Source organism: Rossellomorea aquimaris (assembly GCF_020172085.1).
GTDB classification, from domain to species: domain Bacteria; phylum Bacillota; class Bacilli; order Bacillales; family Bacillaceae_B; genus Rossellomorea; species Rossellomorea aquimaris_E.
In genome coordinates, this window is the sequence record NZ_JAIVAT010000007.1 from 55,467 (window position 1) to 70,608 (window position 15,142).

Sequence of the window (15,142 nt, forward strand, 5' to 3'; positions counted from 1 at the left end):
GCAGCCCTCTGTTAAAATTTGTATTCCTCACCACTCGCTGACTATGGTACAGTGAATAAAAAGCATGTCGGACAATAAGTCACTGGAGGGTGAATTCAATGTATATCGTACATTCAACATTTGGTGTTCCTGATGAAAAAGCGGATGAAGTAATCTCAATCTACCATTCCCGTTCAGGTTTGGTAGACGAGGCCGAAGGGTTTCAACGATTCCTGCTCTTGCAAAATGAAAAGAAGCCGGGAGAAATCACCGTCCATATGGAATGGGATAAAAAGGAACACTTCATGACGTGGGTACAGAGTGAAGACTATAAACGGATTCATGAGCTGGAGAAGAAATATCCGGACCAAGAGCTGGCATCCATCATTCCATCCATTGACCGATATAAGGTGGTGGCGTACTGATGGAAAATAAGTATAAAAGCGTCATTGATGAAGCGGTTATAAAATTGTACGAACGGTACCCGGAATTGGATGATCGATACGGTGAAACCGGGCGAAAGAAATGCTATGAAGATAATATCCATCATTTCAACTATCTGGAGTCTGCCGCGGATGTAGGCGAATCAAAAGTGTTTTCCGACTATGCCCTCTGGTTGAACAGTGTACTCGTAAGCAGGGGAATGAAATCGGACCACCTCATCGATAATTTCAAATGTATCATGGAATCTCTGGAGGAGCACAAGGTGGAAAATGGGGAAGCCTTCAAGCTCTTTCTGAAACAGGCAATCGAGTCCATCCAGTTCGCAGATAAGGAAAACATCCCAACAACCTGAATCAAAAGCATCGATCCATAGTGTTCGATGCTTTTTTATATAGAGAGGGACGGACCTCCAACGATTTCATTCTCCGTCATCATTTATGGTACAATCAGTAGAGTCTTAAAAAGGAATTCGTAAAGGAAGATATACGTGAGTAAAAAAGCACCCGTTCAAAAAAATGATTATATAGATGAAGCCGTATTCGAAGACCTGACCCATGACGGGAATGGTGTCACCAAGGTCGACGGATATCCATTATTCGTTCCCAATGCCCTTCCTGGAGAAGAAGGTCAGGTCAAAGTCGTGAAAACGAGTAAAGGCTACGGTTTCGGCCGATTGACGGAACGCAGAAAGGAAAGCAGTTTCCGACAAGAGCCCCCATGTCCGATATACCGGGAATGCGGAGGATGCCAAATCCAGCATATGACCTATGAAGGACAGCTGAAAGCGAAGGAAAAGAATGTCCGTGATGTGATGCAGCGGATCGGAAAGCTTCATGACGTCATCGTACACCCTGTTCTTGGCATGGAAGAACCATGGCGCTACCGAAATAAAGCCCAGGTACCCGTTGGGGAAAAAGACGGCCGGTTTGTTGCCGGATTCTATCAGAAGCGCAGTCACGAAATCATCGACATGGACAAATGCATCATTCAATATGAAAAAAATGATGAAGTCATCCAGCATGTGAAGAATATATGCGAGAAACTAGAGGTCCGTCCCTATGACGAAAAGAATCATAAAGGGATTCTTCGTCATATTATGACCCGAACGGCGTATACGACAGGGGAAGTGATGGTGGTATTGGTCACACGGACGCCTGAGCTTCCGCATAAGAACGCCATCATCGAAGCACTTGTCGAAAATATTAAAGGATTAAAATCGATCGTTCATAATGTGAACCCTAAAAGAACAAACGTGATCATGGGCGACACCACCCGAGTATTATGGGGGGAAGAGGTGATCCATGATTATATCGGCGATGTGAAGTTCGCGATCTCAGCAAGATCCTTCTATCAGGTGAATCCGGAGCAGACAAAGGTGCTTTATGATAAAGCGTTGGAGTATGCGGATCTACAAGGTGAAGAAACGGTCATCGATGCGTACTGCGGAATCGGGACGATTTCTTTATTCCTTGCTCAAAAGGCGAAGAAAGTATACGGAGTCGAAATTGTACCTCAAGCGATAGAAGATGCGGAGAAAAATGCTGCTTTGAATGACATGACGAATGTGGAATTTAAAGCAGGGCCAGCAGAAGTGGTCATTCCCGATTGGTATGAAGAAGGAATCAGAGCAGATGTCCTCGTCGTGGATCCACCGCGGAAGGGCTGTGATGAAGCGCTTCTCAACACGATCCTGTCCATGAAACCGAAGCGTGTAGTCTATGTATCGTGTAATCCGGCGACACTTGCCCGTGACCTTAGAATACTGGAAGACGGCGGGTATAAAACAACAGAGGTTCAGCCTGTTGATATGTTCCCACAGACGATGCACTGTGAAGCCGTTGCGAAGATAGAGTTAGTCGATTAGCAAAGTGAGGGAAAAGACCGATGTATCTCACCATTAAAGAAACAGCCGAATACTTGTCCCTGCCTGAATCGTATATTGAAAGCCTCGTACAACATAAGAAAATACGTGCGGTACATGACGGGGAACAGTATTTATTATATCGGGATCAATTCAATCAGCATCTGGAGCAGATGGAAAAGATGAAGCGGCAGCTTGCTGAATATTTAAGTGAACCGATCCCTGAAGATATCGATGTGAAGGACGAAGACTAGTCTGGAAAATACTAAGAAGAAATGGAGAATACAATGAACGGACAACAGCGTTCCAATATCAAACCGGGTCTTGAAGTGGACATTGTCCTGAAAAAAGACCAACGTACAGATAAACTGACACGTGGGATTGTGAAAGATATACTAACCAATTCCCCTAATCATCCGCACGGCATCAAGGTCCGATTAGCGGATGGACAAGTCGGTCGGGTGAAAAAGATTATTGAAAAATAAGAGGCCGGTGCATTCTCTTACTTTTTGTATTCTATTTAAATGATCTGGTACAAAAAAACCTCGCTTCCTAACAGGGAAGCGAGGTTTTTTGTGCCCTTAACTAAATAGCTGAGGGATGCCTTGTATTAGTGAGTACACGCCCATATAAGACATGGCCACGACGATCAGCAGTCCGAAGATGGTCATCCAAATCGGATGCTTATAGTCACCGACGATTTTCGTTTTATGTGCGGCAATCAGCATGACGCCAAGGGCGATCGGCAGGATCAATCCATTAAGGGAACCAACCAGGATCAGGATGGCGACTGGTTTACCTACAATGACAAATACAAGGGTTGAGATCGTAATGAAACCGACGATCAGCCACTTATGATATTTTTCAAGTAGCGGGCTGAACGTCCGGATAAAGGATACGGACGTATAAGCGGCCCCTACAACCGAAGAAACAGCGGCAGACCACATGACGATTCCGAACATCTTGTATCCAATATCCCCAGCAGCCAATTGGAAGACGGATGCTGGTGGATTCTTGGGATCCAATGCAAATCCTTGAGCCACAATCCCCAGCGCCGCAAGGAATAGAAAGATTCGCATAATGGATGCGATACCGATGGCTGATACGGAACTCTTGGTGATCTCAGGAAGTGCTTGTTTCCCTGTAATCCCCGCTTCTAATAATCGATGCCCTCCGGCAAAGGTGATGTATCCTCCGACAGTTCCTCCGACAAGGGTGATGATCGCAAGAAAATCAATGGTGTCGGGAGCGAATGTTTTGGTTACTGCTTCCCCGACAGGTGGGTTTGCTGTAAACATGACATATACGGTCAAAATAATCATCAATAATCCCAGGATTTGAGCAAACTTGTCCATTAATCTGCCTGCTTCCTTTACAAGGAAGATTCCGACAGCGACAATCCCGCTGAACAATGCTCCCATCTCAGGTGAAATGCCGAACAGGACATTTGTTCCGAGTCCTGCTCCGGCGATGTTACCGATGTTGAAGGCCAGGCCACCTGCCACGATCAGGATGGCAAGGAAGTAACCCAGTCCCGGCAGGACATCGTTTGCGATATCCTGTGCCCGTTTCTCAGAAATGGCAATGATGCGCCAAATATTCAGCTGGGCACCGATATCGATTAGGATGGAAACTAAAATGACGAAACCGAAGCTTGCGGCGAGCTTCTCGGTAAATACCGTTGTTTGAGTCAGGAATCCTGGTCCAATGGCAGATGTCGCCATTAAGAACGCAGCTCCTAATAATAAACTGAAATTCGATTTTTTCTTCAAATGATTCGCTCCTTTGTTTTCTTGGATGATGTTAAGAATGAAACTTCAAGGCGATCCCCTGCTTTAGATGGTTTAGTTGTCGTTCACGATCGATATAAAGCTCCTGAGCCTCTTCATGGGAGACCAAGGTAAACGTGACTTCTTCCCCTGGCTTCGTTTGAGCGATGAGCGGCAGATCCACCGATGCAATATATCCCATTCTCGGATAACCGCCGGTCGTTTGCCGGTCAGCCAACAGGATGATCGGCTTCCCGTCCGACGGAACCTGAATCGTACCAAACACAACCGCCTCTGAAATCAAATCGAATTCCTCTTCGAGATGGAGGGACGGGCCTTCAAGACGGTATCCCATGCGATCTGATTGGGAAGAAACCTTAAAGGGTTTGTTAAAAAATTGTTCGCGGCTTTCTTCAGTGAACAAATCGAATTCCGTTCCCGGAATCACCCGAATGGCTTTCTTCTGATGATAGGATGAGATGAATTCAGATGAAATCGACCAATCAATTTCGGTGAAGTTGCTGTTTTCCACATACGGAAGTAGATATTCGACCATATTGGCAGATTCCTCACTGACTGTTCCTGGTTGTAAGGTATCTCCTGCCTTTAGGGGACGCCCTTTCACTCCCCCGATGCCAGCCCTCACGTATGTGGACCGGCTGTTCATGACCGTTTCCACGTTGAAGCCGCCTGCAACCGCCAGATAACTTCTGCATCCGTTTGTGCAGGACCCGAATTTCAGTATACTGCCTGCTTTGACCAATAGGGATCTCCTTAAAGGAACCGGTTTTCCGTCAATGGTCGGAGTAAGGTCACCCCCGCAAATCGAAATAAGGGTTGTTTCCTCGAATTCAAGGACTGGCCCCATCAGTGTGATTTCAAGGACAGCTTCGTCCACATCATTGCCGACAAGAAGATTCGAGATTTTGTGAGCGAGGGGATCCATACTCCCGCTTACGATGACGCCGTATCTTTGATATCCGTACCTTCCCAGGTCCTGAATGGTCGTTAGGAGGCCGGGTTTGATTACGTTAATCATTGTTCCTCCTCCAATGCTTTATATTCTTCAAATGAAATCGGCTTGAAACGGATGCGGTCTCCGGCTTGGAGTAAGCTTGGAGAGTCATCATTTTCCGGTTTGAACAGTTTTAAAGGAGTACGGCCGATCAGCTGCCATCCACCCGGTGTTTCAATGGGGTAAACCCCTGTTTGTTCCCCTGCGATTCCAACCGAGCCTGCAGGTATTTTCAGTCTGGGTGATTTTCTTCTCGGCGTCGCGATATCAGGGGACATCCCCCCGATATAAGGGAAGCCGGGAGCGAAGCCGATCATGTATACGAGATAGTCACCATTTGCGTGTTTGGAAATGATTTCCTCAGTGGTCAGTTGGTGATGATTTGCGACTTCTTCAAGGTCCGGACCGAACTCGCCCCCGTAGCAGACCGGTATGTCGATGATACGTGAACCTTCTTGTTCTCCGAGGGTCATGTTCGAAAGTGCGTGTTCGATTTCTGAACAGACGATCTTATAGGGTAATGTGTGTTGATAGGGCTGATGTGATTCGATGATTTTCATTGGATCGTAATAGAGTGTGACGGTAGTGAAGGCCGGAATATATTCCACAAGCCAGTGGGGTCTTTGGTTTTCAAATAGATTTGTTACCGCTTTCACCCGTTCGTGTGTTTCGTTCTGAATTGAGCTGCCTAATTGGATGACGACGGCATGGTCGCCTAGTGGGCGTAACGTATAATTCAAAGAACTACCTCCATTCTGGTTTTGTATGATTATTAATGAAACAAAATAATTATGTATGAATGGCCGCGCAAATAAGATTATTCAGAAATTTTGGCCATGTTGTTATTATAGTATAATTCTTTGTGTTTTCAATAAAAGGTTGGGAAATAGCTGATTGAAAGAGTGAGATTAAGACTTTGAACCTAAAAGTATTGCAGAAGTTTTTTGGCTCATTTGAGTGAAACGTACGTTTCACTCGTCTTTCAGCTTTATCTGAAAGGCCGGGTAGAGAAGGGAGGCGAAAGGAGCGAATGAATTTGCTCTTTCACCTGCCCTTCTCTACCCGGAATGAGCCCAAAAACATGTAAGAATAATTTTCCTCATAATAATGATTTTACTCTCCTTGATGCTAAAATGATCATTTCTCGATTTCTGTCAAATACTTACACATTTCCGTTGTGTTAAATCGTATCGCAAATGTGTTTTGTGTGCTATTATTTAGTAATTCGAAATAATATCCTCATGAAATAATGGAGTTTGATAGATGGGATTGGAGGTTTTTTTTATGAAGGTGAAGGAGCCTTTATGGACGAGGTCTTTTATTATGTTGATGGTGGGGAATTTGTTTGTGTTTATGTCGTTTCAGATGCTGATTCCGACACTTCCTCCTTATATTAAGTCGATCGGCGCTTCAGGGCTGGAAATCGGACTGGTGACGACGTTGTTTTCAATTGGTGCCGTGTTAAGCAGGCCCTTCATTGGATTCATGCTGGAGTACAGGGACAGAAAGCCCCTCGTTTTAATCGGGGTGATTTCATTACTCTTAATTACGGTGATTTATCCATTATCAAGTGTCGTATTCATTTTCCTTATATTCCGTTTAGTTCACGGGCTTGCCTGGGGATGGTCCACAACAGTCAACGGAACTGCAGCGGTCGATGTGGTGCCTAAATCCCGTTTAGGCGAAGGGATGGGTTACTATGGTTTATCGATTACGATCGGTATGATCATCGCTCCGAGTCTCGGAATCTATTTATTCCAGGTCACGACCTTTACGAATCTGATCATCACTTCCAGCGTGCTTGGTGTCATTGCGATCGTCCTTTTGGGGATCGTCCATTATCAGACGCCTCAAGTGGTCAAAGATACGAAGAAGGAAGACTTGAAGTTTTCGTATCTCGGCTCTTTAGTCGAGAAATCAAGCTGGTTCCCGGCTTTCATCACCATCATGGTGACATTCGGATACGGTTCTATCGTAACCTTTATCGTCATCTTTGGGGAAGAACGCGGAATTCAGCATATCTTCCTGTTTTATTTGTGTAATGCGATCATGGCATCATTATCAAGACCGATTGCCGGTAAGTGGTTTGATGAGCGGGGACCGAAGGGACTTGTTCTATTCTGTATCGTCGTGACTTTTATCGGGATGTGGGTCCTGTCTTTCGCCCATTCTGATTTCCTTATCGTCATATCCGGTATTCTTTTCGGTGTGGGATTCGGCTCTCTGATCCCAACCCTTCAATCATGGACATTGTCCATGACCCCGGATCATAGACGAGGAGTGGCGAACGGTATGTTTTTCTCTTCCATCGATCTTGGGATCGGGTTGAGCGGCTTGGTATTCGGAGTCCTGGCTCAATATGTCGAGACAGGAGTATTATTCCAGATTTCCAGCCTGTTCTTACTTATTGCTCTGGCTGTCACCATACTTGAAGGCCGCAAACATAAAAAGTTTGCACACCAGACATCCGCTTAGTTTGAGGGCCGTGTAATGGTGGTAAGTATAAAGGACTATCCTTTTCGAAAGTGCATCAAAGCCTTTCGTAACGGATGGTCCTTTCTTCTGTAATGGAACTGATTCCATTGAATCACGGCAGAAAGTATCAATCGGAATTTGAAAAGGAAATGAAATTTTATCCACGAGAATTTCTGTTAGAATGAGAGAAATAGACAAGTCTGTGAGGTTCCCGAAACAGGGGATCCACATATAACGGAGGCCATTATGACAGAAGAAAAATTACTGATGGAGAAGTCATTTTATCGAACTTTTCTAGTAGATCAGGACACAACCCGTCATCCGATAGAAGTGCTTGGAGAAGCATTTGTGGAAGAGCAGCAGAATGAACCATATGATTTAACGTTCATCCGCTATGCGCAGGGGGAGGTCTATTTTCACAGCAGGGACTATGAAGCGGCCATCTTCAAATGGGAAAGCATTCTGAACGAACTTGAGCCATGGGCAAAGAAGAACATTGCGGATTCTTACTATGAGCTTGGGATGCTGTCGTCAGCGGAGGATGTATACACTGCCATTCAAACAGACAGCATGATTTTGACCATGGAAGTATCGCTTCAACTATTCTCCCTTTATATTGAACGAAACAAAATCGAGTCGGCTTATCGTACCATTGAAAAAGCGTTGTCCATTGAACCGGACTATGCCAATGTGACTGAGCTGGCGAGAACGTTCTATGAAGAGCAGGAGGATTGGAGTAAAGCGGTGGAGCTGGCGGTAAAGGAATCAATCCGAACTCAGGAGCCTGCCTGGTTCATGATTCTGAGAGAGTATGGCGATCTGGGCTATACAAGATCATTTGCTCCGGATTACTTTTATGACCTGTTAATCACCGTTTATGAAAAAGACCGTAAACAATTTAAAGAGCTTGTATCAGCTCTCTGGTCAAGCTATCAAAGCCACTCGGCTGCCCATATTGAATGGATGCTGACGGTCAATACGATCTTTGAATATGTGGAAGTCCTTCCAAACGAATCGTGGGAAGAAATCCTTTCCCAGTTCCAATCTGCATACCTTGGATTCCTGGAAGGGGATTACCTTGTTAAAGACCTCGAAGGCTTCATGCCAACCATGCTGACAAATTGGTTGAAAGTGAGCAGAGATCAACAGCCGTTATTCCCGGCAGCGGCCGTTTTAGCCTGGAACGATGTGTTCTCCTACAGCATCGAACCAATGGTAAAGGAAGAAGCAGAGAAGATCTTATTGGAAGGAGACTCTTACCAGGCCCGTTTTGAAGACATCATCCTGTTCTTGAATAAAATCATCCAGTGGTCTGAACGGAATGAGGCGCCGGTTGGTTACAAGACCCAATGGATTGCAGAACAGCTGATGGATCTGAGCGAACATCATCTATTGATTGCAGGAAGTGCTTCAAGCGGGAAGTCTTCCTTCGTACAATCTGTCCTTGGGGAAAGCGTAGGAGAAGCGGACGATTCAACCGTCATCTACAGCTATCATGATCAGCAGGTAGAAGTGAAGGAGATTCACGATAAGGGTGTTCATCATGTGGAAAGCATCGCTGATTTCGAAGAATTGATGCAGCGGGAAGCGTTCGTTGAGTATAAGCTTCCATCCGAGTTCCTTAAGAAGAATGGAACGGCCATCATTGATGTTCAAACAGGAAAGAGGCATCTGGATGATCTGACCTCTTTTTATCCTGCAGCAGACGGTCTCTTGTACGTTCTGAATGCCGATGCGCCATTTAACGCAGAAGACCGCCAGACCTTACGGAAGTTAACGGAAATCGGACAACCGGTGAACGTTCATTTCTTATTGAATAAGATGGACAAAGTGTCTCATACAGACCGTACCGAAGAAATCATTGAATCGGCAAGGGAAAAAGCCCGTGAATGGTTCCCTGATGCAGAGGTACTGCCGTATTCATCCCTCGAAGCCGTTCATCTGCAGCGTCAAGATGTTGAGGCGTTCCTTTCAGATCAGTATAGGATGAAGAGTGCTGCCCTGAAAGAAGAAAGAGGAAGCAAGCTGTTTTATTTAGTGAGGAAAACGTTAAGGGATCTGTACTCAAGTCGGAAGAATCGTGAGAATGACTTGAAGGATACCATCGAGAAAAACGAAGATATCCTAACTCGTCTAAATGGATTTGAGAACTATTTAGGTGACATGCAAAGTGATAAGGTCTCCCTCATCAAAGACTCTTTCCACAAGAAGAAGGAAGCCATGAAAAAGGAAATCTCTGAAAAAATACCGGCAATCCTAAGCGGTTGTTCAGAATTGATCAGTGAAGAAAGTGACTTCAAACAGATTCACCTTGAATTGAATGAAGCGATGAATACGAGGATCCAGGATTATATCCAGGAAGACCTCATGCCGCGATATGTCACTTCCCTTGAGGATTGGCTTGCCACTTCACGTCAGGAACTTCAAGATAGTCAGGACTATTTGAACGAAATGAGTGAAACGTTTAACGGACTATTTGGAAAAGATAAAGTCGTTTTACAATGTGATTTTCAGGTGGTCGATGATTGGCGCAGGGATGTCAGCAGGATGGGGACGAGGGCTCAAATCGATAAAGAAAATATACTTCTCCGATTTAAGCCTGCTCAATTCCTTTTGAAAAGCGCAGGGAAGTTACTCGGTGTACTGCCGCAGAATAAGTCGATACTGTACAATCAATACAAGCGTTATCTCGAGAATGAAGACTATCAGGATATTACGGAATCGGTTGTCAATAAGTTCTTCCTTCAGTTCGATTTGTTTGAGAAATCACTGCAACAGGACATTCATTCGTTCTTTGCGGATCCTTTTAAGCAATTGGAGATCACGATTAAAGATACAGAAAAGGACATCGCGTCCGATCAAAATGCATTGAAGATCATGAAAGCAAACCCGGAACGATATTTCGATCCGATCACCTTATTCGAAGTGAAGCTGCTTCAGCATGAATACATGGTGAAAGCAAGCTATAACGCATCACATCATTTTTCATAAACAAAAAGGCTGATTCTTGGGAAGGAACTTCCCTTAAGAATCAGTCTTTTTTTGCTCTTTTGGCATTGTTGTTATGTTAAATATATGATCTGCGCAGCTCTGTCAGTGATAGTGTGCTGGATGGTGAGGAGAACTGCTGCGCTTTCCACGGACGTTCGGCCGAGCCTCCTCAGCGCAAGAATGCTTCCGGGGTCTCGGCACGCACGTTTTCCGTAGGAGTCTCCGCAGTTCCCCTCACCATCTAAAAAGTATTTTTGTGACAGAGCTAAAGTCAATATTGAAATGGGGATTAATAATCCATTGCTTCATTCTTTAGAGAATGATGTGAAGAATATAGCATTTACTTAAAATAGAGTAACAAATATACGTTCGACAGTTGATTGGAGCGGAAGATGTTCGACTCCTGCGGGAAATGCGGGAAAGTTGAGACCCCACAGGGCTTTAGCCCGAGGAGGCTCAACTCACGCCCCGCGGAAAGCGAACATCTGGAGCGCAAATCAACCAGCACTCGTTTTTTCAAAAGTAATAAAAATTATGAATTTACAACTCCTGCAATGATCCTGTGTTCTCCTGAATGACATGTGCAATGATGCGCTCCAGGGAATTTTCGGTCTGAATGCTGGAAAAATCAAGTCCCAGATGGACGGCTGTCTGGGCTACTTCAGGACGGATGCCGGTGATGATGGATTTTACGCCTAGTAGATTCAAGGCATCTATCAGTCGGAAGATTTGCTGTGCCACCATCGTATCCACCAATACGACCCCTGATAGATCGATGATCAGCATGGATAAATGGGAATGGGAGCTTTGTTGTAAGGTTGATTCCACAATCAATCGTGCCCTGTCCGTATCGATATCCCCGATAATCGGAAGCAGTCCCACTTCAGAAGTTAAAGAAATAACCGGAGTGCTTAATTCCTTGATCAAGGTGGACTGGGCTTGCAGTCTGTTCATTAGGATAGATAAAAAAGTAGAAGTGAAAGTCTCTAATACATAGTCCAAGGCGAAGTTAATCTTGCGCTCCCACTCGAATACTTCTTTTAATTGAATATTCAACTCAATATTTTCTTTTGTAAATTGCTCTACGTATGTCCAGTACACTCTTCTGAAGATACCCGAATTGCGTGCAACCTCATCCAAGGTCGTGCTTGATTTACTTCGATCCGCTGCTGTTTGCTTCGTCCATTCAGATATTAATTTCTTTGATTCTTCATTAGATAGTAATAGACACTGTGCAATGATTTTTACATAATTGGCGTTTTGCTCTTTGATTTTATTCAGAACCTCAGGTGGAGAATCAGGAGAATAATGTGAGCCCGTTTTAATATGCTGGTGACGAAGCCAGTCTTCTGTAAAGTCTAAGGCGTGGTCTACTAAGTATTCATATAAATGAGACGAATGAGTATCCATATACGCTCCCTCTGAAATTGGTTTATTCTTCTATTCTGAAACCTATAGGAAAGACTGTCAATCATTAAGGGTGAAAACAACAGGAATAAAAATTCATAATACTATCAATTTTCTAATTTGTGTTTGTTTTCTAGTATAATATATGTATAATTATAATTATTAGAAAAAACAAAAAACTTTAGGGGGCCAACAATGAAGAAGAAAGTCAGGGGATTATTTCTAGTACTAATGATCGGGATGGCAGGATTTATGACTGCCTGTGGAAGCGATGAAGCAAGCGGAGGAGAAGGCGGAAGCGATAAAAAAGAAAAGCTGGTTGTCGGAACCGATGCAGCATTTGCTCCATTTGAGTATATGGATAAAGGAGAGGTAGTCGGATTCGATATCGATTTCCTGGATGCGGTGATGAAAGAAGCCGGTTATGAATACGATGTGAAAAACATCGGATGGGATCCGTTGTTTGCAGCTGTTCAAGGCGGTAAGGAAGTGGATATGGGAATCTCCGGAATTACGATCAATGATGATCGTAAGGAAACATTCGATTTTTCCAATCCGTACTTTGAATCCACTCATATGATCATGTTTGGTGAAGGAACAGATATTAAGAGCGCCAATGATCTGAAAGGACTGAAGATCGGGGTTCAAAATGGGACGACCGGTCAGGAAGCAGCAGAGAAGATTGTCGGACAGAACAGTCCTGATATCTCTAAATATGAAAATAACGTAGTCGCCATCACAGCATTAAAACAGGGTCAAGTGGATGCTGTCGTGACGGATAATACGGTTGTGAACGAATATGTGAAAAACAATCCACAAGATAACTTCAAAACAGTGGAAGATCCGGAGAACTTCGAATCCGAGTTTTACGGGTTAATGTTCCCGAAGGACAGTAAGCTGAAAGCTGACTTCGATAAAGCTGTAAAAGAAGTAATCGAAAACGGGACATATGCAGACATTTACAAAGAATGGTTTGGTACAGAACCGAACACTGACGCTTTATTAGAGCAAGCGGAATAAAGGAAAGAGGGGCGTAGTGAAGGGAATATCAGATCTTCTCCTATCAGAGGGAGGTCATATTCCTTCTTCACACGCCCTTTTTATATGAGTCTATTTACTTACTACTTGAAAAGGAAAGCGGAATAACGCCGCCAACCAGACAAAAGGAGTTATTGTATGCTGGATTTCAGATGGGATATTATTGGAGAATACTTACCTTTCTTCTTAAAAGGTGCACTACTAACAATCGGATTATCGGTAGGGGCGATCTTTCTTGGTTTGATTTTTGGGCTTCTTATGGGAATCTTCCGGATCTCACCTTATCTGCTCGTTCGAACACCTTTCATTTGGTACATAAACTTTTTCAGGGGGACGCCATTATTTGTACAGATCCTCCTCATTCACTTTGGGGTCATGCCAGCATTGATGTCAGAAATCAACCCGGCCGTGTCTGCCCTGGTCGCATTGACGTTGAATGCGACAGCCTATATTGCTGAAATCTTCCGTGGGGGAATCCAGTCGATTGACAGGGGACAGATGGAAGCGGCCCGTTCCCTTGGGATGACCAATATACAGGCGATGAGATATATCATCATTCCTCAGGCTTTCAAGCGGATGATTCCTCCACTTGGAAATGAGTTCATCGTCTTATTGAAAGATTCTTCCCTGGCAGCGGTCATCGCGGCACCGGAGCTCATGTATTGGGGCCGGGCCATGCAGGGCCAGTACTACCGTGTATGGGAACCATATTTAGCCGTCGCAGTGATCTATTTAATCCTTACTCTATCACTTACGTATCTACTAAACTATATTGAGCGGAGGATGGCAACCGAATGATTAAAGCAGTGAATCTTAAGAAATCCTTTGGAGAATTAGAAGTATTGAAAGATATCAATGTGAAAATCGAACCACAGGAAGTGGTCGTGGTGATCGGACCATCGGGTTCAGGGAAATCAACATTTCTAAGATGCTTGAACCTCCTGGAGTCGATTACCGATGGACATGTGTATATTAAAGACCAGGATATCACGTCAAAAGAAACAAATATCAATAAAGTACGGACCGATGTGGGGATGGTCTTTCAACAATTCAATCTGTTCCCTCATAAAACCGTGATTCAAAACATCATGTTATCTCCGATGAAAGTTCGGAAGTGGTCGAAGGACAAAGCGGAACAGAAGGCCTTAGAGCTTTTGGATAAGGTGGGTCTGGCAGAGAAAGCCTATGTATATCCCGATTCTTTATCAGGAGGACAGAAACAGCGGGTGGCCATTGCCAGGGCACTAGCCATGGAGCCTGAAATCATGCTGTTTGATGAACCGACTTCAGCCCTTGATCCCGAAATGGTGGGAGAGGTACTAGAAGTCATGAAGCAGTTGGCGAAAGAAGGGATGACGATGGTGGTCGTCACTCATGAGATGGGATTCGCCAGGGAAGTGGGGGACCGCGTGATCTTCATGGACGGTGGGTTCATCGTCGAGGAAAACAGACCGGCAGAGCTTTTCGGAAGTCCGAAACATGAGCGTACGCAGGCATTTTTGAGTAAAGTGTTATAAAATTCGTCGAATGAGGGGCGAATCGCTTGTAGAGGATTGCCAGGTTGAGTCTTTTTATTTTCAAAACCCAATTTCCACAAGAAAGGGAGCCTTCTCACCGAGGCTCCCTTTCTTATGCTGATACTTTAGTATAAACGACTGAATACAACTGCTTCCTACCCCGGTGAAAGCGGGTTTTGACCGTGGAAGCTGAAAGATTCAGTTTGCTCGCAATTTCACTGTCACTCAGGTCTTCTGTCACTTTCAACGCCATCACTTCCTGCTGGGTCGGGGGCAGGGTTTTGATATGATCCTGTATGCAATTCTTAAGGAAGCGAACTTCAATCTCACTCTCCAATGACTGGTGATCCTGAATGGATTGAAACTCTTCATGATCTTCCATGAAGACCTCCTGACATTTAGATCGTTTCCGTATGACATCGATCGCCGTACACCTTGCGATCGAAGTGAGCCAGGACTTCGTTTTAGACCTATCCAGCAGAGTGTCTAATTTTAAATATGCTTTCAGGAAGGTTTCCTGAACGATATCCTGTGATAAATGTATGTCGTTCGTAATGTTGAAAGCAATGTGATAGATCAGCTTATGGAATTGTTCATACATCTCTTCACATGTGAGAGGAGATGGTGGTGCTAACGTGTCCATATG

The 15,142-nt window shown here is 44.4% G+C and carries 15 protein-coding genes; 10 read left to right on the forward strand and 5 right to left on the reverse strand.

Annotated features, from left to right (window positions below):
• The first annotated feature begins 98 nt into the window (after positions 1 to 98).
• From LCL96_RS12900 to LCL96_RS12920, 5 genes are all read left to right on the forward strand, one after another.
• Positions 99 to 404 carry an antibiotic biosynthesis monooxygenase family protein gene (locus LCL96_RS12900; protein WP_224941866.1) on the forward strand — a complete coding sequence of 102 codons (306 nt, stop codon included), beginning with the start codon at positions 99 to 101 and terminating at the stop codon, positions 402 to 404.
• Positions 404 to 775: a hypothetical protein gene (locus LCL96_RS12905; protein ID WP_224941867.1), complete on the forward strand. Its 372-nt coding sequence runs from the start codon at positions 404 to 406 to the stop codon at positions 773 to 775. Before LCL96_RS12900 ends, LCL96_RS12905 begins: the two co-directional genes overlap by 1 nt.
• Positions 776 to 910: 135 nt before the next feature.
• Positions 911 to 2,287 (forward strand): 23S rRNA (uracil(1939)-C(5))-methyltransferase RlmD, encoded by a 1,377-nt coding sequence (rlmD, locus tag LCL96_RS12910; RefSeq protein WP_224941868.1) that lies wholly within the window; start codon positions 911 to 913, stop codon positions 2,285 to 2,287.
• Between the two features lie 20 nt (positions 2,288 to 2,307).
• Positions 2,308 to 2,538 (forward strand): excisionase family DNA-binding protein, encoded by a 231-nt coding sequence (locus tag LCL96_RS12915; protein WP_224941869.1) that lies wholly within the window; start codon positions 2,308 to 2,310, stop codon positions 2,536 to 2,538.
• A gap of 33 nt (positions 2,539 to 2,571) precedes the next feature.
• Complete coding sequence (locus LCL96_RS12920; protein WP_224941870.1) at positions 2,572 to 2,769, forward strand: YwbE family protein; 198 nt, start codon at positions 2,572 to 2,574, stop codon at positions 2,767 to 2,769.
• A gap of 96 nt (positions 2,770 to 2,865) precedes the next feature.
• On the opposite strand, the gene LCL96_RS12925 is transcribed toward LCL96_RS12920, so the two are convergent.
• From LCL96_RS12925 to pxpB, 3 genes are all read right to left on the reverse strand, one after another.
• Positions 2,866 to 4,008 carry an NRAMP family divalent metal transporter gene (locus tag LCL96_RS12925; protein ID WP_397549068.1) on the reverse strand — a complete coding sequence of 381 codons (1,143 nt, stop codon included), beginning with the start codon at positions 4,006 to 4,008 and terminating at the stop codon, positions 2,866 to 2,868.
• 79 nt (positions 4,009 to 4,087) lie between these two features.
• A complete protein-coding gene (locus tag LCL96_RS12930) occupies positions 4,088 to 5,092 on the reverse strand; it encodes a biotin-dependent carboxyltransferase family protein (RefSeq protein ID WP_224941872.1) in 1,005 nt (334 codons plus the stop codon).
• On the reverse strand, positions 5,089 to 5,808 hold the full coding sequence (gene pxpB / locus LCL96_RS12935; protein ID WP_224941873.1) for a 5-oxoprolinase subunit PxpB: 720 nt from the start codon (positions 5,806 to 5,808) through the stop codon (positions 5,089 to 5,091). The genes LCL96_RS12930 and pxpB overlap by 4 nt, the downstream gene beginning before the upstream one ends.
• A gap of 544 nt (positions 5,809 to 6,352) precedes the next feature.
• Here pxpB and LCL96_RS12940 point away from each other — a divergent pair.
• The gene (locus tag LCL96_RS12940) at positions 6,353 to 7,543 is read left to right on the forward strand and encodes an MFS transporter (protein ID WP_224941874.1); all 1,191 of its coding nucleotides are present in this window, start codon (positions 6,353 to 6,355) and stop codon (positions 7,541 to 7,543) included.
• A gap of 246 nt (positions 7,544 to 7,789) precedes the next feature.
• On the forward strand, positions 7,790 to 10,534 hold the full coding sequence (locus LCL96_RS12945; protein ID WP_224941875.1) for a GTP-binding protein: 2,745 nt from the start codon (positions 7,790 to 7,792) through the stop codon (positions 10,532 to 10,534).
• Between the two features lie 540 nt (positions 10,535 to 11,074).
• Here LCL96_RS12945 and LCL96_RS23610 read toward each other — a convergent pair.
• Positions 11,075 to 11,944 (reverse strand): STAS domain-containing protein, encoded by an 870-nt coding sequence (locus LCL96_RS23610; RefSeq protein WP_318246427.1) that lies wholly within the window; start codon positions 11,942 to 11,944, stop codon positions 11,075 to 11,077.
• A 192-nt stretch (positions 11,945 to 12,136) separates the two neighbouring features.
• Here LCL96_RS23610 and LCL96_RS12955 point away from each other — a divergent pair, with 192 nt between their 5' ends.
• From LCL96_RS12955 to LCL96_RS12965, 3 genes are all read left to right on the forward strand, one after another.
• Entirely contained in the window at positions 12,137 to 12,961 is an 825-nt protein-coding gene (locus LCL96_RS12955) for a basic amino acid ABC transporter substrate-binding protein (protein ID WP_224941876.1), read from the forward strand.
• Between the two features lie 159 nt (positions 12,962 to 13,120).
• On the forward strand, positions 13,121 to 13,777 hold the full coding sequence (locus LCL96_RS12960) for an amino acid ABC transporter permease (protein ID WP_224943426.1): 657 nt from the start codon (positions 13,121 to 13,123) through the stop codon (positions 13,775 to 13,777).
• On the forward strand, positions 13,774 to 14,496 hold the full coding sequence (locus LCL96_RS12965) for an amino acid ABC transporter ATP-binding protein (protein ID WP_224941877.1): 723 nt from the start codon (positions 13,774 to 13,776) through the stop codon (positions 14,494 to 14,496). Before LCL96_RS12960 ends, LCL96_RS12965 begins: the two co-directional genes overlap by 4 nt.
• Before the next feature lie 112 nt (positions 14,497 to 14,608).
• Here LCL96_RS12965 and LCL96_RS12970 read toward each other — a convergent pair whose 3' ends face one another.
• Positions 14,609 to 15,139 carry an RNA polymerase sigma factor gene (locus tag LCL96_RS12970; protein ID WP_224941878.1) on the reverse strand — a complete coding sequence of 177 codons (531 nt, stop codon included), beginning with the start codon at positions 15,137 to 15,139 and terminating at the stop codon, positions 14,609 to 14,611.
• Positions 15,140 to 15,142: the final 3 nt, after the last annotated feature.